Here is a 20872-nt window from a genome sequence, read left to right as displayed (position 1 = left end):
ACGGCGGCGGACCGGGCCGGCCTCCCCCGAACGGCCGATACCCGACGCAGCGGGCTTCGATGACGCCATCCGTGTGGTCGGGGGCCATGGGGCAGCGAGGTCACGTGTCGTTGGCGGGCTTGCAGGAAAGACGCACCGCGTTCAACGCGCTCCACGCCGACTGGAAGCCGAACGGGATCGTCGCGGTGTTCTGGCCGGGGAAGAACAGCACGTAGCCGCGAGCGAGAGGAGAGAGGCCGCCCCACGGTTCGCGGTCGTAGACCCGTCCCAGGGTGTGTCCGCACAGGTCACAAGTGATCCACGGAACGACGAACAGACCGGCCAAGGCGGCGCCCGCGCCGATGGTGTTGCCGTCCAAGGGGACCGTTTCGACGTGCTGGATCAGTCTCAGCGGAGTGTCGTCCCGGTCGTTGCCCACGCAGCGTTGAATCCCCGGCTCCAGCGCCGTCCACACGCCCCAGACCTCTGACACCACGGCGATCTCCGCCCGCGTCGACTCGCTGATCGCGATGCGGTTCGTCAGGAGGCCGGCGACGAGCAGGTCAAGCCCGGCTTCCTGTTCCCCGATCTTCCAGCAATCCGTGAAGTCCTGGCCCTGGGCCCGCGGCAGAAGGGCGGCGAACCGGTACCACTGGGCCGCTTCCTCCGTCTCGGGCTTGTTCGGCATCCCGGAGCCCCCAGGTGGTGCGTGTTGGTGAGAACAGGGTCCCAGACCCGTGCGCGGTCGCTAACGGGCGCCGCGGTCGCTGACGGGCGCGTTACCGCGGATTCATCCCAGGAGGTTGCCGTAGTATCCGCCGATCCGGCTGTAGTACTCGGGGTCCTCGATGTGCTGGTCACCGGTGAACTCGGGGGCCGCCTTGATCTGGTCCTTCGTCCTGTCGACGTGGATCTTCTTCTCGTGCGCGTCGACGCGCGTGACCGTGCCCGCCGGGAGGAGGACCTCCCGGCCGAAGATCCAAGGGCCGGTGTCCACGACGATGTACGACGAGTCGACCTCGTCCGAGTGCTTGCCGACCTTCCCGATGCTTCCGTCCGCCGCCTCCACCTCGTAACCCTTCAGATCGAGGGCCTGGACCCGGCCCGACCCTTCGCGGTAGCCCCACACGTTCACGTCCACGGCAGTTCCTCTCTTCCGATTCCGTGCGGCCCTCGGCCTCTCCCGCCCGGCCCGGGCGGGGGCGCTGCCGCGACCGCCCATGTGCCCCACACAGCGCGCCTCACACGTGGGGCGGTTCCCGGGCGACGACTGCCGCCGCGGGGCAGCCGGGCCGCTTGCGCGTTACACGTTTGTGATTTCGGGCAGTTGCTCCGAGGTAGGAGCCACCACACGCGGACGATGAGAGACCGGGGTGAGCCTGATGCCGTACTCGGGGACCGATTCGACAACCACCGCCGCGGAAAGGACCCTGCCCCTTTCCCTGGGTCGGCCCGGGGCCGTCGCGCGGAGCCGTCGGGTCGCAGGAGCATTCCTCCAGGATCTTGAACCGGATGTTCCCCCGATGGTTCGCGAAACCGTCGCGCTCGTCGTGTCGGAACTGGTGACGAACGCCCTGCGCCACGCCGGCGGCGCATGCGTCCTGCGGTTGACGGCCGGCACGGACCACATCGACGTCTTCGTCCACGACTCCAGTTCTCGTCCGCCTCGCATGCGAACGCCTGACCTGAACGGAGGCGCGGGAGGGTTCGGGTGGCCGATGATCCACCGCCTCGCGACCGAGGTCGAGATCACGTACGACCACCGCGGCGGCGGGAAAACCGTCTGCGCCCGCCTGTCTCGAACCACGGACCACTGCAGAGGAGATGAACCTGACCATGACGAGATTCCTGGCCGTGGAGCGGGCCCTGCGTACAGCGGCACCGCATGACCTTCTCCCCGCTGTTCGCACCGCGCTGGTCGAGCATTACCACGCGATCGAGGTGGACTTGTTGATGGCGGACTACAGCCTGTCCGTACTCCAACAAGTCACGACTCTGCCTCACACGGCGGAACCCCTTTCGGTGCAGACGTCCCCCGAGGGACGCGCCTTCGAGAGTCAAGAGCCGTTCGGTCAGTACGCCGCCCGGGACAACGCGATGGACCTGCACCTGCCGGTGACCGTACGGGGGGACAGGCTGGGCATCCTCACCGTGCGCATGCCGGGGCAGCTGTGCGATCCGGAGACGATCACGGAGCTGGGAGACGTGGCGGAACTGCTCGGCCACGAGATCATCGTCGCCGAACGCGACACCGACCTCTACCTGCAGGCGAGGCGGGCCAACCGACTTACGCTGGCCGCCGAGATGCAATGGCAACTGCTGCCCGGTCGGGCCTGCGCGCGCCCCGAGTACGCGATCGGGGCGCAGTTGGAGCCCGCGTACGACATTCACGGCGACAACTTCGACTGGTCCACCACGGCCGAAACCCTGACCCTGGCCGTCACGAACGGCATGGGCGACGGGATCCGGGCTTCCCTGCTGACCAACCTGGCCGTCAACGCCCTGCGCAACGCCCGCAGGGCCGGCGTCGACATCGCCGACCAGGCCGCGTTGGCGGACCAGGCCATCCACTGGCAACACCGCGGACGGGAGTACGTGTCCACCCTCTTGCTCTCGTTCGAACTCGCGACCGGGCGCGGCAAGGTCGTGGACGCCGGTTCCCCGCAGCTTTGGCGGTACCGGGACAGATCCGTGGAGCGGGTGCGTTTCGAGGCGCAGTTCCCTCTCGGGATGTTCGAGGAGTCCGTCTACGTCGCCCAGGACTTCGACGCCCTTCCCGGAGACCGGCTGGTCTTCGTCAGCGACGGTGTGTACGGAGCTCCCGGCAAGGGCGGGGAGCCCTACAGCGAACGCGCTCTGGCCCGTGCCATCCATGCCACAAGCCTCCTGCCCGCCGCTGCGGTGCCCCGCGCCATCCTGCGGGAACTGGCGGCGTACCGTGACACCGCCGCGGACGACGACGCGCTGGTGACCTGCTTGGATTGGTTCGGCCGACCGGCCGCCTGATCGAGCGCCGCGGGGCAGTGCCCGCTCCACCACGCGGTGACCGCTGCGCCCGGTGCGGGTGGGCCTGGGGTGAAGAATGGCACTCAGCGCGCCCAGGGACATTTGTGGCGCTCGGCAGGGATACTTTTATCAGAGAGGGCACACGACCCGTATCCATTCAGTCGGAAGCCCGTCAACGGACGGTTCCTCTCTGAGAAGGATTCGCACCTGCACACGGGGAGTGACGGCCACAATGGACCGCGCGGGACCACCCGAAGACCCTCTGCGCGGCATGGCGCGAGAGGTGGCGGAAGCGGCCGGAACTCTGGTGGACCTCTGGGGGCGAGCCGGGCAATCCACTCCCCCACGCCTGTCGAACTTGCAGGTGAGGGCCTTGATCGTGGTAATGCGCCTACCCGGCATCAACCTCACCCGGCTGGCCGAGGAAATCGGGACGGGAGCCCCCGCCACCAGCAGGCTGTGTGATCGCCTGGAAGCCGCAGGGCTGTTGAAGCGGCGCCGCTTGGAGGACGATCGGCGGGAGATCGGGCTCACCTTGACGCTGCACGGCCAGGAGGCAATAGATCGCTTGCATGAGCTACGCTCCGAGGCCGCCCGCGAGGTACTCACCCGCATGCCGTCCGACCAGCGACAAAATCTCTTGGACGGCTTGCGCGCGTTCGCGAACGCCGTGGAAGGCGACGACACGAGGCCGCAGGCCGGGCCGCAGTCCCCTACGTGACAGCGTCACCGCGCAGTGACGACCCGGTACCGGGATGATCTTCCAAGTCGACCCTCAGGGCTGCCTCCCACGCCAGTCCATACAGACCACAGCGGCGTCCTGGGGCAGCTCGTGGCCACCGTGATGCTGCATCAGGCCGTCTACGACCGCGCGGGCCGTCTCGTGTGCGGAGGACGTGCGGGTCGCGGCGACGATCTCCTGTAGTGCCCGCTCGCCGAAGGCATCGCGCCCCTCGTTCGGGGAGCCGTGGACGCCGCTGCTGACGATCACGAGTCGGTCGCCCGGCAGCACCTCGAAAGACTGCAGCCGGTAGTCGGTCTCCTCGAACATCCCCAGCGGCATCTGCGCTTCGAACGGCACCCGTCGCACGGTGTCGTCGCGCAGCCGGAACAGTTGAGGCGATCCCGCGTCCACCGCCTGCGCCTGGCCGGTGGCGAGGTCGAACCTCAGCAGAAGCGACGGCGCGTACCGCTTGCCGCCGTATTCGGCATAGACGGCCTGGTCGGCGAGGCAGGCTTGGTCTTCGAGGCCGATGCCGGCGCGGCGGGCGTTGCGCAGCGCGTTCACGGCGAGGTTGGTCAACAAGGCCGCGTCGATGCCGTGGCCTTGTCCGTCGGTGACGGTGACGGTGAGAAAGTCGTCGCTGGTGCTCCAGTCGAAGTTGTCACCACCGATGGCGTAAGCGGGCTCCAAGTGGCCGCCGAGGGTGACTTCCGGTCGGCTGAACCCGCGCCCGGGCAGGAGCTGCCACTGCATCTCCGCAGCCAACGTGAGCCGCCTCCGCCGTCGGGCCTGCAAGTACAGATCGGTGTCCCGCTCAGCGACGATCAGTTCGTGCCCGAAGGCCGTGGCGAAGGCAGCCAACTCCAGCACGCGGGGAGCACCCTTCACGGGCTCGGGCAAGCGCACGGACAGCACGCCCAAGCGGTCACCGCGTACGGTGATGGGAAGGTGGGCGATGACGATGCCGGGGTCGGAGGTGACCTCCACGATCGGGGCCTCGGCGGAGAACGCCCGCCCGGCGGGAGCCCCGTCACGGACCGGGACCTGCTCTCCGGTGTGGGGAAGCCGCGTCACGGGCTGCAAGACGGTCAGCCCGTAGTCGGCAAGGAGCAAGGTCACCTCGCTCGCTTGCACGTACTTGGCCAGCAACTCGCCGGCGGCCGCCAGGAGGGCGGTCGGAGGTGCCGCTCGCAGGGCCCTCTCCGCAGCCCCGAGCCAGGCATCGCGGTCATCACTCATGGCTTCTTCTCTCATTGCCCGCGGGCACAGGAGCGCCGGGGGTGAGGCCCGGGCCCGCATCATCGAAGGCGGCGCCGCCGTTCTTCATGTTCCACCTCTGACAACCGCGCTGCCATGTCACGAACCGAAACACCCGGCGGCTCACCACTCCCCGGCCGATGATACTTGCCGCAGGACAATTGTTTCGCTCCGTCTTGCCCTCTGAGCACGGCGGCCGGCCGATCCCGCCGCCGGCCATGGCGAAGCCCGCCGCGGCGAGGGCGACGGCGAAACGCGTTCGTGACGCCATGTGATTCTCCTTCAGTCGCAAGCGGGCACCGTTACGACCGAGTGCAGCAGCAGTCCGACGGCAGCCACAAGCGGGGAGCGACGTTACGGCTCGAACCCGTGGTCCCGCCGCCCCCTGACGTGGGCTCAGCGAGGTACCTCGACATCCGGGGAGACAATTCCGCGCAGCCAGGCCCTTGAGCCGTCATGGGCCCGACGTGTTCATCCCGTGGCAGCGGTGAGTGCCGGCGGCTTCAGGTCGGCGGCAAAAGACAAGGGCAAGGAGATGTCTCTCCTTGCCCTTCTCAACTTATAACGCACCGGGGGGCTTGCGGCAAGGCCCGGGTCTTGCCGCAGAATCGCCCACCGAGCCCACAACCTGCGGAAACGAGGGCGCGAGTGTGTGTCTTAGTCGATGAATGGGGCGCGTTGTCGCCCGCGTCGATCGAACAGTGCAGTGCAACGCGTTACGGCGGCCCCGGAGGCATCGCAATGATCGAGCAGTACGTATTGGATCTTCAAAAGGTTGACGAGACGCTGCTCGGGCTCGTCGGCGGCAAGGGAGCGAACCTGGGCGCGCTGTCACGTATGCCGGGCGTACGCGTGCCGGCGGGCTTCTGTGTGACGACGGACGCCTTCCGCCGGGTCCTGGCCGAAGCGCCGTCGATCGACGATCGGCTGGATCAGCTGTCGCGTCTGGACCCGAACGATCGGGAGGCGATCCGGACGCTCAGCGCGGAGATCCGCCGGACCATCGAGGACATCGCCCTTCCGGATGATCTCGCGGCGGAGATCACGCGCGCGCTCGTCCACAACGGCGAGCACGCCGCCTACGCCGTCCGTTCCAGCGCGACGGCGGAGGACCTGCCGACGGCCTCCTTCGCGGGTCAGCAGGACACGTACCTGAACGTCGTGGGGCCCGCGGCGATCCTTCAGTGCGTCAGCCGGTGCTGGGCCTCGCTGTTCACCGAGCGGGCCGTCACCTACCGGCGGCGCAACGGCATCGACCACCGTACGGTCCACATGGCCGTGGTCGTGCAGCAGATGGTCTTCCCGCATGCTGCCGGCATCCTGTTCACGGCCGATCCCGTGACAGGCAACCGGAAGGTCGCCGGCGTGGACGCCGGCTTCGGCCTCGGCGAGGCGCTGGTCTCCGGAGTGGTGAACCCGGACGTCTACAAGGTGCGGGACGGCGAAGTCGTCGTCGAGGCGATCGCCGTCAAGCAGCGTGCCATTCGCGCTCTGCCCGGCGGCGGTACGCAGGAAGTGGCGATCGACCCGCGGCATCAGGAGCAGCCGGCTCTGACGAACGCACAGGTCCTTCGGCTCGTGGGGCTCGGGCGGCAGATCGAGGCGTACTTCGGCCGCCCGCAGGACATCGAATGGTGCCTGGTCGACGATGAGTTCCGGATCGTTCAGAGCCGACCGATCACCACATTGTTCCCCGTCCCCGAGACAGCCGAGCAGGGGAATCACGTCTACGTCTCCGTCGGCCATCAGCAGATGATGACCGACCCCATGAAGCCCCTTGGGCTGTCCATGTGGCAGCTCACGGCCATGGTGCCGATGCACGCCGCCGGCGGGAGACTGTTCGTCGACGTCACGCCGCGCTTGGCCTCGCCCGCGAGCCGCACCGCTTTCCTGGACCTCGTGGGGAGGGCCGATCCGCTGATCAAGGACGCGCTGGAGACCGTGCTGGACCGCGACGATTTCGTGCCTTTGATTCCCGACGCGGCTCCCGGCGCGCGGCCCGTCAGCGCCTCCGCCCCGATCGAGACCAATCCGGCCATCGTCACCGAGTTGATCGAGCGCAGCGAGGCGTCCGTCCGGTCCCTGCGGCGCGCCATCCGGACGAAGACCGGACCGGACCTGTTCGACTTCCTGCTGGACGCCTTCGAGGAGCACAAGCGAGTCCTCGGTGATCCGCTGAACTTTCAGGTGATCATGGCGGGGATGGAGGCCACGTGGTGGCTCAATGACAAGTTGCACGAGTGGCTCGGCGAGAAGAACGCGGCCGACACGCTCACACTGTCCGCCCCCGGCAACATCACCTCGCAGATGGGCCTGGAGTTGCTCGACGTCGCGGACGTGATCCGTCCGCATCCCCGGGTGGTCGCCTTCCTCCAGGACGTCGAAGACGAGGGCTTCCTGGACGAGCTGACGAAACTCCCGGGCGGGGCCGAAGCACGGAACGCCATCGAGGGCTACCTCGACCGGTACGGCATGCGCTGCGTCGGCGAGATCGACATCACCAGGCCCCGTTGGCGCGAGCGCCCCAGCACGCTCGTACCCGTGATCCTCGACAACGTCAGGAACTTCGAGCCGGGTGCCGCCGAGCGACGCTTCGAGCAAGGGCGCCAGGCGGCTCGGAAGAAGGAACAGGACGTGCTGTCACGCCTTCGGGCCCTGCCGGACGGGGAGCGCAAGGCCGACGAGACCAAGCGCATGATCGACCGGGTCCGGACCTTCATCGGATACCGGGAGTACCCGAAGTACGGCATCATCAGCCGCTACTTCGTCTACAAAGAGGCTTTGCTGGCGGAGGCGGAGCGTCTCGTGCGGGCCCGTGTGCTCTCCGAGAAGGAAGACGTTTTCTACCTCACGTTCCAGGAACTCCATGACGTCGTGCGCTCGAACCAGGTCGATGACCGGCTGATCCGGCAGCGCAAGGACGCTTTCCGGTCGTATCAGCAGCTCACGCCCCCTCGCCTGTTGACCTCGGACGGCGAGTCCGTCACCGGGGCGTACCGGCGCGACGACGTGCCGGCCGGCTCCCTGGTCGGCTTGCCGGTGTCCGCAGGGACCGTGGAGGGGAGGGCCCGCGTCATCCTCGACATCGCGGAGGCGGATTTCGAGGCGGGCGACATCCTGGTCACGGCCTACACGGACCCCAGTTGGTCGCCCCTGTTCGTGGGAGTCGCGGGCTTGGTGACGGAGGTGGGGGGCCAGATGACGCACGGCTCGGTGATCGCCCGAGAGTACGGCCTGCCTGCGGTGGTGGGTGTGGAGGGGGCCACCCGACTGATCCGCGACGGGCAGCGCATCCGGGTCCACGGAACCGACGGGTACGTCGAGATCCTCCCCTGACCGGGTCACGCCGAGAGTCCGGCGGGCGACCCCCGGCGCGGGCGCTGCGACGCAATATCTACTCAAGACGGGACCGGGACGGCCGTCGATCATTGGAGGTGAGCAGGTCCCCTGCTGCGTCACGGCGACCGTCCCGGCCGTCTTTCCGGGCTCCCCTTGCTGCCCGAGACCGGGCGGATGCCCGGACGGGCCGCGCCCCGCGGAGCCTGCGGCAGCCTCATGCCGGCGTGCACATCGCCACGTGCATATCACCAGTAGTGCCTGCGGCCGCCGATGGCGTGGCCGAGAGCGCCCAAGATCCAAAGGACGATGCCGATGACGACCAGGACGATGCCGATCGTCCACAGGATGCTGATGCTGGTGAGGAAGCCGACGATGAGAAGAATGATGCCGAGGACGATCATGGTGCCCTCCAAATCTCGTGGGGTCACGGTTGCAGTTGAGGAGTACTCCCCCGCCCCAGCGCTCCATCGTCCGCAAGGCGCATACCCGGGGATGGCGTGATCACTCCGCTGTAGCGCCCGAAGATGTTCCGCTTGGCGAGCCCGCCCCTCCCCCGGCGACACGAGATCCCAGCGGTGCCATGGGGCGGCCGTCGGCTGCCCGCTCAGACGGCGGGCGAGCGCTGTGGGTGGGGCATGTTCCAGCCCTCGGCGAGCTTTGAGAGGTGAATGTTGTGCCCGCCCCCGAAGAATTCGCAGAACTTCATGATCAGCGGATCCCAGCCGAGCGGGTCCACGTAGTGGGTGCCCGGGATGACGAGCCCCTCCTCGACATGGGCGCGTAGGACTTCGACCTCGATGGCGGTGGCGGTGGCTGTGGCGTTTTGTGTGGTGCCGCCGAACGGATGGGCCGAGACGACCTTGCACTCCAGTTGGATCGGACATTCCGCGACCCGAGGGGCCCGGACCAGGTCCGATGCCTGCTCGGTCAGCCGCCCGGCCGCGAACTTGTCCGGCTCGTATCGGTACCCCTGCTGCGCCTTGCGGTCCGGCACGGCCGGCTTCCCGGTGGTGAGCGCGAGCCGGTCCACGGCATCGACCATCGCCGACGAGGGCAGGTTGAGCACGCACTCGCCCTCCCGCAGCAGGTTCGCGGTGGTCTGGGCGTTGTTGCCGAGACCGAGCATGCAGGACTGACCCAGCCACCACGCCGAGGACATCGGCGCGAGGTTCGCCGTACCGTCCTCGTTGAGCGAGCTGATCAGTACCACCGGAGTTCCGAAGTACAGGACCTTGAGCCCGGGTACCACGTGCATGCGCCGTGCCTTTCGCCGAAATGTCAGACGGACCGGCCCGCGATCAGTGACGCGAGCCGTCGTCGACCCTCTCGTGATCGAGACCATGAGGCCGGCGGCTATACGACGTCGCGTTCGAGACCGTGCGGCGGAAACCGAGGCCGGCCACCCCCGGTCCGGGGTCGCGACGAGATCCTCGCCTTCCTCACCGACCGCCCGCGCCCTTATGGGAAGCGGCGGTTGCCTGCCGGCCGACCGGTCCCGGGGCGGTCAGGGTGTCCGGTGTCCGAGGGCGGTGCGAGGATGGCCGTGTGTTCCGGGAGACAACCGGACCGCCGACGTGGGCAGGTTTCGAGGGTAGGAGGCTGAGGCTGCATGGCCAAGGAAATCCAGGTGACTTACGACTGCGCCGATCCCGCCGCGCAGGCGGCGTTCTGGGCTCAGGCGCTGGGCTACCGCGTCCAGCCGCCGCCCGAGGGCTTCGCCGACTGGACGGCCGCGCTGACGGCGTGGGGCGTGCCGCCTGAGCTCCACAACAGCCGGTCGGCCATCACGGATCCGGACGGCAAGGGGCCGCGGGTGTTCTTCCAGAAGGTCCCGGAGGGCAAGACGGGCAAGAACCGCCTGCACCTGGATGTGCGTGCGGCACCCGGCCTGACCGGGGAGGAGCGCATGGCCGCACTGGAGGTGGAGGCCACCAGGCTGGAGGCGCTGGGAGCGAAACGGCTGTACCGGCTCGACCCCAATGGCCTGGACGAGGGGATCATCGTGATGGCCGACCCGGAGGGAAACGAATTCTGCCTGGATTGACGGCAGTTGGCCCCTGTTTGTCACACAGGGGCCAACCGGGCGGCGGGGCTCAGACGGAGAAGCCGGTGATCTTGTGTGGTCTCACCCGGACGACCAGCCGGAGCACCTCTTCCGGCTCGGCCGGCGGGTCCGCGCCGAGGTACTTCTGCGAGAGCCGGCGGGGCCCGACCGCGGTGCGGTCCGTGGCCTGCTCGCGCCGCACCGCGGTCACCGACGGGCGGCGCCTGCCGACGCGGCCGGTCAGCAATGCTGTCGTGGGCGTCGATGCCGCTCTTCGCGACAGGTCAGTCCGGTCAGGCGGCCTTCCCCGGCCGACCGCCGGCGGGAGTCCTACCGAGCCGTCCGAGGCGATGTCAATAGGATCATCACCGCGCAATGCAGACGGTTCTCCACCCGGAAGGCAGCATGTCGATCCCCCCGCAGTATCCGCAGCACCCGCAGTCCCCCGCCGGAACGCCCGGGCCCACCGCCCCGCCGCAGTTCCAGCCGTCCGACGGCCAGGGCTACGGCCCGGCATACGGCCAGGGGTACGGCCAGGGGTACGGCCAGGGGTACGGGTATCCGGCGCCCGGCTGGGCGCCCGTCGGCCCCGCCTACGGGGTGCCGGCCGGTCTGGCGAACGTCGGCGCACGGCTCGGCGCCCGAATACTGGACCTCATCTTCTGGTACCTCGGATATTTCGTCTCGGCCATCCCCCTGATGATGTGGATCGACGCGGGCGGCGGCGCCCTCGCGCAGGCACTGCTCATCGTCTGGCTCGTCGCGTCGTTCGTCCTGTACTTCGCCCTGACCGTATGGAAGTCCGGTTCGACCCTGGGCAAGCGCATCTGCGGGGTCCGGATCGTGCGCCGGGGGACGGCCGCCCCCATCGGTTTCTGGCGGGCCGTCGGGCGTGAGGCCTTCTGGCTGCCGGCCGCCATCGTGCCGGTACTCGGCCTGCTGAATCTGCTGTGGTGTTGCTGGGACAAGCCGTACCAGCAGTGCCTGCACGACAAGGTCGCCGACAGCATGGCCGTCACACGCCGAGCGGGGCCGAGCCGGGCAACGGGCCGCCCTCTGCGCCCCGCGAGCCGGGCGTGATCCTTTGCCGCCTTGATCGTTGACCGGCCCATGACTCGTATCAGGAAGCTCGTGACCCTCCTCGCCGCCTGCGCCTTCCCCCTGCTCGTCGCCACCCCTGCCAGTGCCTCGGTCGACAGCCACTGCGGCAAGTACATCTGCGTGATGACCGCACACCACAACCGGTTCCGTTCCATCGAAGACCGGGTCTGCGTCAAGATCTGACGCCTGCCGGCCGCGGTCGCCCCGCGCGCGGCGGGCGGCCGGTCGCAACCCGTACGACGCCGGTCGCAGCCCGTACGACGCCGGTCGCCGGGTCCGCGGAGGAGCGGACCCGGCGACCGGTGGCGTGAGTGGCGTGCTTCAGGACCGGCGGTCGCGCTCCCAGCGGTAGAAGCAGTGCGCCATCGCGTCCTTCGGCGAGCGCCAGGTGTCGGGGTCGTAGGCCGTGACGTACGGGGACAGCCGACGGCTGACGTCGACGAACTCCGGGTGCCCGCTCGCCTTGGCGATGGCGGGGCCGGGGTCCCGCTCGCTCTCGATGAGGTGCAGGTACACGTCGCCGAACTGGAAGAGGCTGCGCCGGGCGACCCCGACGAGGTGCGGCAGCTCCCCGCGGTCCGAGGACCCGAAGACCTCGGCGATGTCGGGGGCCGATCCGGGTGCCATCCGGGCGACGATCAACGTGTGGTGCATCGGGTTCTCCGTCCGGCTCAGTCGGTGAGCACCGGCGCGGGCCGGCGTTCGGCGGCGGCCTGCTCGATGCGCTCGCGGATCAGAGCCATCTGGACCTTGGAGTTCCGGTTGATGTTGTCCGTCATCCAGTCGTCGTCGACCGGCGCCTCCGGCTTCATGGCGAAGTCCTGCGTCCACACCATCCGGGTGCCTTCGGGCACCTCCTCGTACTGCCACCGGATGTTCATGTGGGCGAAGGGACCGGTCTCGACGCGGCGAGCGGTGACGCTCAGCCGGTCCCGGTCGGTCTCGCGCTCGGACACCCAGCTCCACACGGTCCCGTTCTCGTCCGGGTGCATGGTCAGCCGGAAGGTCGTCTTGTTCCCCTCGACGGAGAGGATGTCGGCGGACGCGTACTCGCTGAACAACTGCGGCCAGTTCGCCACGTCGTTGGTCATGTCCCAGACCAGGTCGACCGGCGCGGCGATGGTGATCTCGTTCTGCGTGTGGCCGGCCACGTCACGCTCCTGCCACGAGGCTGCTGTTGACCAGGTCGAGGAACTGCCGCGGGGTCTTGCAGCGCTCCGCGTCGGGGGGCATCGACGTACCGTGCCGGTTCTCCAGTTCACCGACGATGCCGAGCAGCCCGAGCGAGTCGAGGCCGAAGGTGTCGAACCCGGAGTCGCCGCGCTGTTCCAGCTCGGCGGGGTCGACGGTGACCCCGGCGGCCTTCTTCATGAGTTCGGCCAGTTCTTCCACGGTGATGCGGTCACTCATGGCATTCCTCTCCTTGTGTTCCGGGGTGCCCCGCTACGGGGCACCCGTAGCGCCGCGCCGGAGCACGAGCGCCGAGTTCGACCCCATGAGTCCCCGGCTCAGGACCAGCGCGGTGCGCAGCTCGGCGGCGCGGGCGCGGGTGGTCACGAGGTCGAGGTCATGGCAGATGTCGAACACGTTGGGGGTGGGTGGGATGACGCCGTACTCCATGGCCAGCACCGCTGCGGCGGCGTCCAGTACGGGCGCGGCGCAGTAGCCGCGGCCGATGCCGGTCTTGGGGGCGGTGACGGGGACGCGCTTGGCGTGCCGGCCGAGGGCGTCGGCGATGGCCAGCGCCTCGGCGCGGTCGGCCTCGGGTACGCCGAGGGCGTCGGCGAAGACCACGTCGACCTCCTCGGGGGCGCAGCCGGCCTCGGCCAGGGCCCCGTCGATGGCTCGCGCGAGTCCTTCGCGGGACTCCTCCCAGCAGGAGGCGCCGGTGAACGTCGCTGAGTGTCCCGCGATGACGGCGCGCACCGTGGCGCCCCGCTCTCGCGCGGCGTCCTCCTCCTCCACCACGAGCATCCCGCCGCCCTCGGCGGGTACGAACCCGCAGGCCGCGGAGGTGAAGGGGCGGTAGGCCCGGTCGGGGTCCGCTTCGGTGCTCAGCTCCTGGTAGCCGAGCTGGCACACCATCGAATACGGGGCCAGGGGTGCCTCGGTCGAGCCGGCCACGATCACGTCGGTGCCGCGCCGCACGGCCCGCGCGGCGTGCGCGAGGGCGTCCAGGCCGCCGGCCTCGTCGGCTGCCACGACCGAGCAGGGCCCCTTGAAGCCATGGCGGATGGAGATCTGGCCGGTGCTTGCCGCGTAGAACCAGGCGATGGACTGGTAGGGGCCGACGAACCGGCTGCCCTTGCCCCACAGCTGTTGCAGCTCGCGCTGGCCGAACTCACCGCCGCCGGATCCGGCAGCGGTGACCACGCCCACGGAGAAGGGCGCCTCGCCGGTGGCGGTCTGCCCGAGCCGGGCGTCCTCCAGGGCGGAGTCGGCCGCCGCCATGGCGAAGTGCGTGAACCGGTCGGTCTGGACGAGGAAGCGCTCCTCGACCGCCGTCGCCGGTTCGAAGGCGCGCACCTCGCCGGCCACCCGCAGCGGGAGGTGGTCACAGCCCTCGCGCGTGATGGGGCCGAGGACGCTGATGCCTTCCCGGGTGGCCTTCCAGAAGGCGTCCGTGCTCAGTCCATTCGGCGCGATCACGCCGATTCCGGTGACGGCGGCACGCCGTGGGTGCGATTGGCTCATCGTGTCCTCTACCCCTTCCGGTTCAGGACCACCGCGGACTGGAAGCCGCCGAACCCGCTGCCCACGGACAGCACGCCGCCCAGCTTCCGTTCGCGGGCGACACGGGGGACGTAGTCCAGGTCGCACTCGGGGTCCGGCGTCTCGTAGTTCGCGGTCGGCGGGACGACCTGGTGGCGCATGGCCAGTACGCAGGCCACCAACTCGATCGCCCCGATCGCGCCGAGGGAGTGCCCGACCATGGACTTGATGGAGCTCATGGGTGTGGCGTAGGCGTGGTGTCCCAAGGCCCGTTTGACGGCCGCGGTCTCGTGACGGTCGTTCTGCCGGGTGCCAGAGCCGTGGGCGTTGACGTAGTCGATCGCCGAACGGTCCACGCGCGCGTGGTCGAGGGCGCTCTCGATCGCCCGGGCCATCTCCAGACCCTCACCGGTCAGCCCGGTCATGTGGTACGCGTTGCCGAAGGTGGCGTATCCGCCGATCTCGCAGTAAACCTGCGCGCCGCGGGCGCGGGCGTGTCCCAGCTCCTCGAGCACCAGGACCGCCGCACCCTCGCCCATCACGAATCCGTCGCGGTCGTTGTCGAACGGCCGGGAGGCGTGGGCGGGGTCGTCGTTGTTGGGCGACGTGGCCTTGATGGCGTCGAAGCAGGCCATGGTGATGGGTGAGATCGGGGAATCGGACGCGCCGGCTATACAGACGTCGGCCCGGCCCTCCTCGACCGTGTGGAAGGCGTAGCCGACGGCGTCGAGCCCGGAGGTACAGCCCGTGGAGACGGTTTGGACCGGGCCGCGGGCCCCGAAGCGCTCGGCGATCGTGGAGGCCAGCGTGCTGGGCGAGAACGCCCGGTGCAAGTGCGGTTTCGCCTCGCGTGGGTCCACGTCCCAGCGCTGCCCGCCGTTGCTGACCAGTACGTAGTCCTTCTCCAGGCGGGTGGTGCCGCCGACGGCGGTGCCGAGGGAGACTCCGACCCTCCAGGGGTCCTCCCGGGCGAGGTCCAGGCCGGCGTCGTGGACCGCCTCGTCGCCGGCGGCCAGCGCGAATTGGATGTAGCGGTCGGCGCGGGCTTCCTGTTCCGCGTCCAGCCCGTGGGCCGCCGGGTCGAAGTCGCACTCGGCGGCGATCCGCGAACGCAGGCCCGTCGGGTCGAAGAAGGTGATGCCCCGGGTCGCGGTTCGCCCGGCGGCGAGCAGGTCCCAGAACGCCGGTGCGCCGATGCCGCCGGGAGCCACCACGCCGAGACCTGTGACGGCCACCCTCCGAGTCATGAACGGACCTGGGAGAGGTCGGCCGGGGGGGCGCCGTCCGCCACGGCGTCGGTGCCCTCGGTGTCGACGTGGCCGAGCGGCGGGGTCGGGGCCAGCGGTCCCAGATGGAAGACGATTCGGGCCTCGGTGTCACCGACGTTGCGGAAGCGGTGGCGTACGTGGGCGGGGATCAGGAGGCCCTGCTCGGGTCGCAGGGGGTGCGGCTCACCGTCCAGGTCCACTTCGAGCCGCCCGCAGACGACGTACACGAACTCTTCGGAGTACGGGTGGTAGTGCTCGCCGATGCGGTCTCCGGGCTGCACGATGGCCACGCCCATGAAACCGCTGGTCGAGCCGACCGTGGCCGGGGTGAGCAGGGCGCGCAGGTCGCCGCCGCGCCGGCGGTTGGACTCGACGTCGTCGAGTCCGACGATTCGGGGCTTGGATGTGATCACGACGTTCCTCCGTTGTGTGCCGCGCCGGGCGTGGTGTGGCCGCGACCCGCGCGTTCGTGTCAGGCGTCCGGCGAGCGGCGGTCGGTGATGAGTTCCATGCGGGCGAGATCCAGCAGACGTGCGAAGTCGCCGCTCCGCAGAGCGGAGAGGTCGGTCCCGGGCGCGCCGCCCTCGAAGAGAGTGGTCAGTTCGGCCGCCTCGACGGGGTCGGTCAGGCCCAGGCAGAGCGCGGGGTCGGCCGCTTCGAGACCGCCGTGCACGTCGATCAGGCGCACCACGACCTCGTCGCGCTGGAAGATCGTGCTGCGCAGCACCGGGCTGCGCGGGTCGTCGGCCGCCGCCTCGTCGTGCTGGGCGAGCAGTTCGGCCAGACGCATGCCGCAGTCCGGGCGGGCCTCGTAGTAGAGGGCGTGGCGCTGTGCCTCGGGGTGCTCGTGCCCGGCGGTCACGTGGTGCAGGGCGGGCAGGGCCGCGCGGGTGAAGAAGAGACGCGCCGACTCGGGGTCGTTGAGGTCCCGGTCCTGCTCCAGGTAGGGGTTGATGGCCTCCTCGACGGCCCGCACCTCGGGCTGCCGGGCTACGTGGCGCAGCGCCGCGAGCAGGTCGCCCTTGACCTCGACGGCCCGCACCACCCGGTTGCCGTACATGAACAGGGAGGTGCGGCACAGCCGGGTGGTGTCGTCGACCCGCGGCTCGGGTGAGGCGTAGTCCGCGAGGATCTTGGCAACGGTCTCCTCGCTGCCCGGCTTGACGGTGAAGGTGAGGGCGTGGCGGACCACACCGTCGCCGACGCGGGGGGAGGTCTGCAGGCGGCGCTGGTCGGGGGTGGTGTCGGTGGCCGGGCCGCCCGTCTCCCGTACGACGTGGAAGCGCAGCGACCTGGTGTCCCGGACGCAGCCGTGCAGCGGCGACACCATCCGTACGTGCTCTTCGCTGTTCACCCACGCGAGGAAGGGCGGGGCGCTCTCCCATTCGCTGGTGATGAGCCATTGGGATGGATTTTCGATCGACTGGCACAGCTGGTCACTGACGTGCCCCGGAACCGACGAGACCTGGGTGCAGAGTTGTTCGTACGCCTCCAGGAACTGCTGTTGGGCGCCGTCGTACACATCCACCAACAGGACGACGCGGAGCCTGGAGCCGTCGAACACGGACTGGGAGACACGTTTCGGCATCTGTCGCTTCAGCGGTTCTGAAACACGTTCAGACGTGGTGGTCATCCTGCGTACAACTCCTTCGAGGGCAGAGGTGAACGCCGCTCGCGTGGTCGCGACGTCAGCGTGCCTTGATCCTGTGCCTGTCCCGGGAAGTGCGCGACCCGTATGAACCACGCGGGTGACGGGCCCGCGGATGCGCTGTCACGAGGACGTGGAACTCCCGCGCCCCGCCCCGAACGCCTGCCTCTGGAGGCATCGATGCAGCACGAATTCGACCACCGGGTTCCGGTCCTCATCGTCGGCGGCTCCCTGGTGGGCCTGTCCACGTCCCTGTTCCTGGGGCGACACGGGGTGCGGCATGCCTTGGTCGAGCGGCACGCGGGGACCTCGATCCATCCACGCGGACGCGGCAACAACGTCCGGACCATGGAACTCTTCCGGGTGGCCGGCATCGAGGCGGACGTCAAGAGCGCGGCGTCGCTGCTGGCGGACAACCACGGCATCCTCCAAACCCCGTCCCTGGTGGGTGACGCGGGCGAGTGGCTGTTCAAGGACATCGACCCCGGCGGCGGGCTGGCGAAGTTCAGCCCGACCGGCTGGTGTCTGTGCAGCCAGAACGACCTGGAGCCCGTGCTGCTCGACGGCGCCCGCGAGCAGGGCGGGGACCTGCGGTACTCGCACGAACTGATGTCGTTCGAGCAGGACGCCGAGGGCGTCACCGCGGTCGTGCGGGACCGGATCACCGAAAAGCGCCACACCGTCCGTGCCGACTACCTCGTCGCCGCGGACGGCCCGCGCAGCCCGGTCCGGGAGCGGCTGGGTATCGGGCAGAGCGGCCCCGGCGACCTGTTCCACAACGTGAGCATCACCTTCCGGTCGCGCCGGCTCGCCGACGTGGTGGGCGACCGGCGGTTCATCGTGTGCTACCTGACCTCCCCGGACGCCGACGGGGCGCTGCTGCCCGTCGACAACAAGGAGAACTGGGTCTTCCACGCGCCCTGGCACCCGGAGGACGGCGAGACCCTGGAGGAGTTCACCAACGAACGGTGCCAGGAGCACATCCGCCGCGCCGTCGGTGTCACCGACCTCGACGTGGGGGTGACCGGCAAGGCGTCGTGGCACGCGGCGGAGCGCGTCGCCGACCGGTACGGCGCCGGGCGGGTGTTCCTCGTCGGCGACTCCGCGCACGAGATGTCCCCGACGGGGGCGTTCGGTTCGAACACCGGGATCCAGGACGCCCACAACCTGGCCTGGAAGCTGGCCGCGGTGGTGGAGGGCTGGGCCGGCCCCGGACTGCTGGAAACGTACGAGGCGGAGCGCCGGCCGGTGGCGCTGGCGACCAGCGCACGCGCCTCGGCTCGCTCCGTGGAACACAGCCACCCCGGCTTCGCACCCCCGCCGGGGGTGGGCGGCGGCCGGCAGGGCGGCATCCTGAACGTCGTACTGGCCTACCGCTACCCGCAGGGCGCCGTCGTCGGCGCCGACCCGGAGCAGGAGGTCGTGCCCGAGGGAATGCGGCTGACGGGAGAGCCGGGCAGCCGGGCCCCGCACATGTGGCTACGGCGCGGCGAGCGCCGCCTTTCCACGCTCGACCTCTACGAGCGTTCGATGGTGCTGCTCAGCGGCGCGGGTGACCCCGGGGGCTGGCACGCGGCCGCGCGCCGTATCGCGGACGCCGGCGGGGTGCGGCTGGACGCCTATCGGATCGGTGCGGGCACCGACGCCGATCTGGTGTACGACGGGCAGGGTGCGCAGGGCCGGGACGGCGCCCCCGACTGGGCGCAGGTCCATGGCACCACGGCAGGGGGTGCGGTCATGGTGCGCCCCGACGGATTCGTCGCCTGGCGGGCCGAGGGCGCGGCCGCCGACCCGGAGGCGGCGCTGCGCGAAGCCCTGGCGGCGGTCCTGCGCACGGGCTGAACCTCGCGGAAGCAGGGCCCCCGGGTCGGTCGGTCATACCGACCGCCCTGGGGATTTCGCATTCCCGGGCCGATTCGCTCGAACGGCAACCTTTGTCGGGCCGGCGGCAACTGACGGGCAATCGCGTGGCTGATCACATCCACGATCACCCACGGGGCGTCGGATCCCACCGCCGTATGCCCGCGTGCACCGCTGATCCGAGCGGCTCGTACGGGGCAGGCCCGAAGCAAGGAGTGGCCCCCATGACCGAGACGGATCCCACGGTGGGCGAGCGCGGCTGGCGCGCCCGCCCGGGCGTTGACCTGCGACGTGGCTTCGCGGTCGCCGGCATCATCCGGACTCCGCCCCCTCGGGCACCGCCACCGCTCCGGCCGCGCCGCCCGCCCCGGCGGGGATTGCCCCTTCGACGTCCTCAACGGCGGTTGCGCCTCCCCCGCGGACAACTCCCCCCTCCTCCGCACGCCATAGGGAGCGGCCGGACCGGGACGGCCGTCGATCATCGGAGGTGAGCAGGTCCCCTGCTGCATCACGGCGACCGCCCCGGCTGTCCCCCGGATACCCCTGGTACCCGATTCCACCCGGTTCTGTCGATTCTTATGTGTTTCCACCAGGCCAACCGGGCAGTAGAAGGCGCTCAGCGCCCCAGTGCGTTGCGGATCGTCAGTCCGTGGTGACGGCGGAGTCGGCGCAACTCCCACCAGGACAGCGCCGTGACCGTGAGGGGTGCGCCCAGGATGAAGACCGCCCTGGCAGCCCCCGGAACCTGGGTGTAGGCCCCCGTGACCACGTCCAGCAGTGCCATCTCCCAGACCAGCACACCGGCGAGGACCGGTGGCACCACCTCGTGGATGTCGGCGGTACGGAAGACATGTACGAGGGACAGGCCGATGCCGTAGAGGGCGAACCCGACCGACCACAGACACAGCACCCCGATGGCGATCTTTCCCGGCAGACCGACGGCGTCCCGCAACCCCGCCGACTCCGGCGCCATCGCGAGCGCCGACGTCCCCATGGACGCCATGATGGCGACCACCGCGCCGAACGAGCGCAGGGCCCGACGCAGGTAGACGCGCCGCAACCCGGCCCGTGCGGCCGCCGTGAAACCACCGACGACCACGGGGAAGGTGCAGACCAGCACCAGGACACTGGACCAGCTCTGGTCGAGGCGGTCGTCCGCCATCGCCTTGACGTCATCGGCGCTGACGACGGCCTTGTAGGTGACCATCAGGCCCACCCAGGCGACGATCCCCAAGACGGTCCGCCACAGTTGGAGCCTACGGACGTCGGGATCTTCCACGATCCCGGGTCGCGAGGGACGGAACGCCCGCTGGGCGGCGTAGAACGGATTGAAGATGCCCCGCAGGATCTTTCGACCTCGCGACGGCTCAACGGGCGGCGGAATCGACGGCGGTGGGACCGGCGGGTAGGACGGGGCGTACGGGTACCCCTGCGGCGGGACCGGCGGCGGGTACGCGTATCCGGGCGGCGGATACGCATATCCGGGCGGCTGGATCGGGGAGCCGTGGCCGGCCCACCCCGCCGGCGGCCCGCTGCCCGTGCCCTGCACCGGACTCCCGTACGCGCCCCCGCCATGACCGCTCACGCCACCCACCCCCGTAGTCCCGCACTGTCGAAACCCCCGCATCGTATCGGCCGGGGCCCCCGGAACAGGCCGGCTCGGGTTCCGTCCTCATCCGGTGGTCGTGCACCGCGCGGGCGGTCGGCGGACCGGGCCCAACCGGCGACGGTGGCGCTGCCGTTTCAGGCGGTGGTGGTCGGGTTGCCCGCCGTGGCGGTGGCGCGGCGGTATTCGGCGTTGATGCGTTGGGCTTCTTCGAGTTGGTCTTCGAGGATGAGGATGCGGCAGGCGGCCTCGATGGGGGTGCCGTGGTCGACGAGTTCGCGCGCGCGGGCCGCGATGCGCAGTTGGTAGCGGGAGTAGCGGCGGTGTC

23 protein-coding genes and 1 pseudogene are annotated in these 20872 nt (G+C 69.8%); 8 read left to right on the top strand and 16 right to left on the bottom strand.

All coding sequences use genetic code 11. The features are described 5' to 3' along the window. Positions 1 to 100: 100 nt before the first annotated feature. Together ABZ934_RS23620 and ABZ934_RS23615 are read right to left on the bottom strand one after the other, a co-directional pair. Positions 101 to 667 carry a hypothetical protein gene (locus ABZ934_RS23620; protein ID WP_361316556.1) on the bottom strand — a complete coding sequence of 189 codons (567 nt, stop codon included), beginning with the start codon at positions 665 to 667 and terminating at the stop codon, positions 101 to 103. 102 nt (positions 668 to 769) lie between these two features. Beyond that, the gene (locus tag ABZ934_RS23615) at positions 770 to 1120 is read right to left on the bottom strand and encodes a PRC-barrel domain-containing protein (RefSeq protein WP_361316553.1); all 351 of its coding nucleotides are present in this window, start codon (positions 1118 to 1120) and stop codon (positions 770 to 772) included. Positions 1121 to 1361: 241 nt separating this feature from the next. Between ABZ934_RS23615 and ABZ934_RS23610 the strand changes: the two genes are divergently transcribed. The 3 genes from ABZ934_RS23610 to ABZ934_RS23600 all read left to right on the top strand — a co-directional run bounded on the left by ABZ934_RS23610 (position 1362) and on the right by ABZ934_RS23600 (position 3706). After that, entirely contained in the window at positions 1362 to 1868 is a 507-nt protein-coding gene (locus ABZ934_RS23610) for an ATP-binding protein (protein ID WP_361316809.1), read from the top strand. Further along, entirely contained in the window at positions 1816 to 2985 is a 1170-nt protein-coding gene (locus ABZ934_RS23605; RefSeq protein WP_361316549.1) for a PP2C family protein-serine/threonine phosphatase, read from the top strand. The genes ABZ934_RS23610 and ABZ934_RS23605 overlap by 53 nt, the downstream gene beginning before the upstream one ends. A 76-nt stretch (positions 2986 to 3061) precedes the next feature. Next, the gene (locus tag ABZ934_RS23600) at positions 3062 to 3706 is read left to right on the top strand and encodes a MarR family winged helix-turn-helix transcriptional regulator (RefSeq protein ID WP_361316547.1); all 645 of its coding nucleotides are present in this window, start codon (positions 3062 to 3064) and stop codon (positions 3704 to 3706) included. Between the two features lie 54 nt (positions 3707 to 3760). Here the strand turns inward: ABZ934_RS23600 and ABZ934_RS23595 are convergent, their stop codons facing one another. Both ABZ934_RS23595 and ABZ934_RS23590 read right to left on the bottom strand, forming a co-directional pair. After that, complete coding sequence (locus ABZ934_RS23595) at positions 3761 to 4948, bottom strand: PP2C family protein-serine/threonine phosphatase (RefSeq protein WP_361316545.1); 1188 nt, start codon at positions 4946 to 4948, stop codon at positions 3761 to 3763. After that, positions 4941 to 5237: a hypothetical protein gene (locus ABZ934_RS23590; RefSeq protein WP_361316543.1), complete on the bottom strand. Its 297-nt coding sequence runs from the start codon at positions 5235 to 5237 to the stop codon at positions 4941 to 4943. Before ABZ934_RS23590 ends, ABZ934_RS23595 begins: the two co-directional genes overlap by 8 nt. A gap of 470 nt (positions 5238 to 5707) precedes the next feature. Here ABZ934_RS23590 and rph point away from each other — a divergent pair, with 470 nt between their 5' ends. Beyond that, positions 5708 to 8302, top strand: coding sequence for a rifamycin-inactivating phosphotransferase (rph, locus tag ABZ934_RS23585; protein ID WP_361316806.1), 2595 nt, complete (start codon positions 5708 to 5710; stop codon positions 8300 to 8302). 248 nt (positions 8303 to 8550) lie between these two features. Here rph and ABZ934_RS23580 read toward each other — a convergent pair whose 3' ends face one another. Together ABZ934_RS23580 and ABZ934_RS23575 are read right to left on the bottom strand one after the other, a co-directional pair. Next, on the bottom strand, positions 8551 to 8706 hold the full coding sequence (locus ABZ934_RS23580; protein ID WP_361316804.1) for a DUF6131 family protein: 156 nt from the start codon (positions 8704 to 8706) through the stop codon (positions 8551 to 8553). Between the two features lie 203 nt (positions 8707 to 8909). Next, positions 8910 to 9560: a flavin reductase family protein gene (locus ABZ934_RS23575; protein WP_361316540.1), complete on the bottom strand. Its 651-nt coding sequence runs from the start codon at positions 9558 to 9560 to the stop codon at positions 8910 to 8912. Between the two features lie 354 nt (positions 9561 to 9914). On the opposite strand from ABZ934_RS23575, the gene ABZ934_RS23570 reads away from it, so the two are divergent. Continuing rightward, positions 9915 to 10349, top strand: a complete 435-nt coding sequence (locus ABZ934_RS23570) for a VOC family protein (RefSeq protein ID WP_361316537.1) — start codon at positions 9915 to 9917, stop codon at positions 10347 to 10349. Between the two features lie 49 nt (positions 10350 to 10398). On the opposite strand, the gene ABZ934_RS23565 is transcribed toward ABZ934_RS23570, so the two are convergent. Then, positions 10399 to 10560, bottom strand: coding sequence for a hypothetical protein (locus ABZ934_RS23565; protein WP_361316535.1), 162 nt, complete (start codon positions 10558 to 10560; stop codon positions 10399 to 10401). Positions 10561 to 10754: 194 nt separating this feature from the next. Here ABZ934_RS23565 and ABZ934_RS23560 point away from each other — a divergent pair, with 194 nt between their 5' ends. Both ABZ934_RS23560 and ABZ934_RS23555 read left to right on the top strand, forming a co-directional pair. Beyond that, the gene (locus ABZ934_RS23560; protein ID WP_361316532.1) at positions 10755 to 11429 is read left to right on the top strand and encodes an RDD family protein; all 675 of its coding nucleotides are present in this window, start codon (positions 10755 to 10757) and stop codon (positions 11427 to 11429) included. Positions 11430 to 11459: 30 nt separating this feature from the next. Next, entirely contained in the window at positions 11460 to 11633 is a 174-nt protein-coding gene (locus ABZ934_RS23555) for a hypothetical protein (protein WP_361316529.1), read from the top strand. Between the two features lie 138 nt (positions 11634 to 11771). Here ABZ934_RS23555 and ABZ934_RS23550 read toward each other — a convergent pair whose 3' ends face one another. From ABZ934_RS23550 to ABZ934_RS23520, 7 genes are read right to left on the bottom strand one after another with little or no spacing between them, the layout of a single operon-like run. After that, complete coding sequence (locus tag ABZ934_RS23550; RefSeq protein ID WP_361316527.1) at positions 11772 to 12104, bottom strand: TcmI family type II polyketide cyclase; 333 nt, start codon at positions 12102 to 12104, stop codon at positions 11772 to 11774. 17 nt (positions 12105 to 12121) lie between these two features. Beyond that, positions 12122 to 12601 (bottom strand): SRPBCC family protein, encoded by a 480-nt coding sequence (locus ABZ934_RS23545; protein ID WP_361316524.1) that lies wholly within the window; start codon positions 12599 to 12601, stop codon positions 12122 to 12124. 1 nt (position 12602) lies between these two features. Beyond that, positions 12603 to 12860 (bottom strand): acyl carrier protein, encoded by a 258-nt coding sequence (locus tag ABZ934_RS23540; protein ID WP_361316521.1) that lies wholly within the window; start codon positions 12858 to 12860, stop codon positions 12603 to 12605. A 33-nt stretch (positions 12861 to 12893) separates the two neighbouring features. Continuing rightward, positions 12894 to 14144, bottom strand: coding sequence for a ketosynthase chain-length factor (locus ABZ934_RS23535; protein ID WP_361316518.1), 1251 nt, complete (start codon positions 14142 to 14144; stop codon positions 12894 to 12896). An 8-nt stretch (positions 14145 to 14152) separates the two neighbouring features. Next, the gene (locus ABZ934_RS23530; RefSeq protein WP_361316515.1) at positions 14153 to 15409 is read right to left on the bottom strand and encodes a beta-ketoacyl-[acyl-carrier-protein] synthase family protein; all 1257 of its coding nucleotides are present in this window, start codon (positions 15407 to 15409) and stop codon (positions 14153 to 14155) included. Further along, positions 15406 to 15843 (bottom strand): cupin domain-containing protein, encoded by a 438-nt coding sequence (locus ABZ934_RS23525; RefSeq protein ID WP_361316512.1) that lies wholly within the window; start codon positions 15841 to 15843, stop codon positions 15406 to 15408. The genes ABZ934_RS23530 and ABZ934_RS23525 overlap by 4 nt, the downstream gene beginning before the upstream one ends. Positions 15844 to 15902: 59 nt before the next feature. After that, complete coding sequence (locus ABZ934_RS23520; RefSeq protein WP_361316510.1) at positions 15903 to 17063, bottom strand: SchA/CurD-like domain-containing protein; 1161 nt, start codon at positions 17061 to 17063, stop codon at positions 15903 to 15905. A 195-nt stretch (positions 17064 to 17258) separates the two neighbouring features. Here ABZ934_RS23520 and ABZ934_RS23515 point away from each other — a divergent pair, with 195 nt between their 5' ends. Next, the gene (locus ABZ934_RS23515; RefSeq protein WP_361316507.1) at positions 17259 to 18920 is read left to right on the top strand and encodes an FAD-dependent monooxygenase; all 1662 of its coding nucleotides are present in this window, start codon (positions 17259 to 17261) and stop codon (positions 18918 to 18920) included. Positions 18921 to 19554: 634 nt separating this feature from the next. Here ABZ934_RS23515 and ABZ934_RS23510 read toward each other — a convergent pair. Together ABZ934_RS23510 and ABZ934_RS23505 are read right to left on the bottom strand one after the other, a co-directional pair. After that, positions 19555 to 20217 carry a hypothetical protein gene (locus ABZ934_RS23510; RefSeq protein ID WP_361316504.1) on the bottom strand — a complete coding sequence of 221 codons (663 nt, stop codon included), beginning with the start codon at positions 20215 to 20217 and terminating at the stop codon, positions 19555 to 19557. A gap of 464 nt (positions 20218 to 20681) precedes the next feature. Next, positions 20682 to 20872 (bottom strand): annotated as a pseudogene (locus ABZ934_RS23505) (MerR family transcriptional regulator); the annotation flags it as partial.

This window comes from Streptomyces sp. NPDC046557 (genome assembly GCF_040645975.1).
In the GTDB taxonomy this organism is placed as follows: domain Bacteria; phylum Actinomycetota; class Actinomycetes; order Streptomycetales; family Streptomycetaceae; genus Streptomyces.
This window is presented reverse-complemented; position numbering and strand designations above follow the sequence as displayed.

Bases quoted from the DNA above. Each gene is read 5' to 3' on its own strand.
- ABZ934_RS23540 (WP_361316521.1), bottom strand. From the start codon at position 12,860: ATGAGTGACCGCATCACCGTGGAAGAACTGGCCGAACTCATGAAGAAG.
- ABZ934_RS23620 (WP_361316556.1), bottom strand. From the start codon at position 667: ATGCCGAACAAGCCCGAGACGGAGGAAGCGGCCCAGTGGTACCGGTTC.
- ABZ934_RS23600 (WP_361316547.1), top strand. From the start codon at position 3,062: ATGGCACTCAGCGCGCCCAGGGACATTTGTGGCGCTCGGCAGGGATAC.
- ABZ934_RS23550 (WP_361316527.1), bottom strand. From the start codon at position 12,104: ATGCACCACACGTTGATCGTCGCCCGGATGGCACCCGGATCGGCCCCC.
- ABZ934_RS23520 (WP_361316510.1), bottom strand. From the start codon at position 17,063: ATGACCACCACGTCTGAACGTGTTTCAGAACCGCTGAAGCGACAGATG.
- ABZ934_RS23595 (WP_361316545.1), bottom strand. From the start codon at position 4,948: ATGAGTGATGACCGCGATGCCTGGCTCGGGGCTGCGGAGAGGGCCCTG.
- ABZ934_RS23605 (WP_361316549.1), top strand. From the start codon at position 1,816: ATGACGAGATTCCTGGCCGTGGAGCGGGCCCTGCGTACAGCGGCACCG.
- ABZ934_RS23590 (WP_361316543.1), bottom strand. From the start codon at position 5,237: ATGGCGTCACGAACGCGTTTCGCCGTCGCCCTCGCCGCGGCGGGCTTC.
- ABZ934_RS23535 (WP_361316518.1), bottom strand. From the start codon at position 14,144: ATGAGCCAATCGCACCCACGGCGTGCCGCCGTCACCGGAATCGGCGTG.
- ABZ934_RS23530 (WP_361316515.1), bottom strand. From the start codon at position 15,409: ATGACTCGGAGGGTGGCCGTCACAGGTCTCGGCGTGGTGGCTCCCGGC.
- ABZ934_RS23580 (WP_361316804.1), bottom strand. From the start codon at position 8,706: ATGATCGTCCTCGGCATCATTCTTCTCATCGTCGGCTTCCTCACCAGC.
- ABZ934_RS23610 (WP_361316809.1), top strand. From the start codon at position 1,362: ATGCCGTACTCGGGGACCGATTCGACAACCACCGCCGCGGAAAGGACC.
- ABZ934_RS23570 (WP_361316537.1), top strand. From the start codon at position 9,915: ATGGCCAAGGAAATCCAGGTGACTTACGACTGCGCCGATCCCGCCGCG.
- ABZ934_RS23515 (WP_361316507.1), top strand. From the start codon at position 17,259: ATGCAGCACGAATTCGACCACCGGGTTCCGGTCCTCATCGTCGGCGGC.
- ABZ934_RS23560 (WP_361316532.1), top strand. From the start codon at position 10,755: ATGTCGATCCCCCCGCAGTATCCGCAGCACCCGCAGTCCCCCGCCGGA.
- ABZ934_RS23575 (WP_361316540.1), bottom strand. From the start codon at position 9,560: ATGCACGTGGTACCCGGGCTCAAGGTCCTGTACTTCGGAACTCCGGTG.
- rph (WP_361316806.1), top strand. From the start codon at position 5,708: ATGATCGAGCAGTACGTATTGGATCTTCAAAAGGTTGACGAGACGCTG.
- ABZ934_RS23555 (WP_361316529.1), top strand. From the start codon at position 11,460: ATGACTCGTATCAGGAAGCTCGTGACCCTCCTCGCCGCCTGCGCCTTC.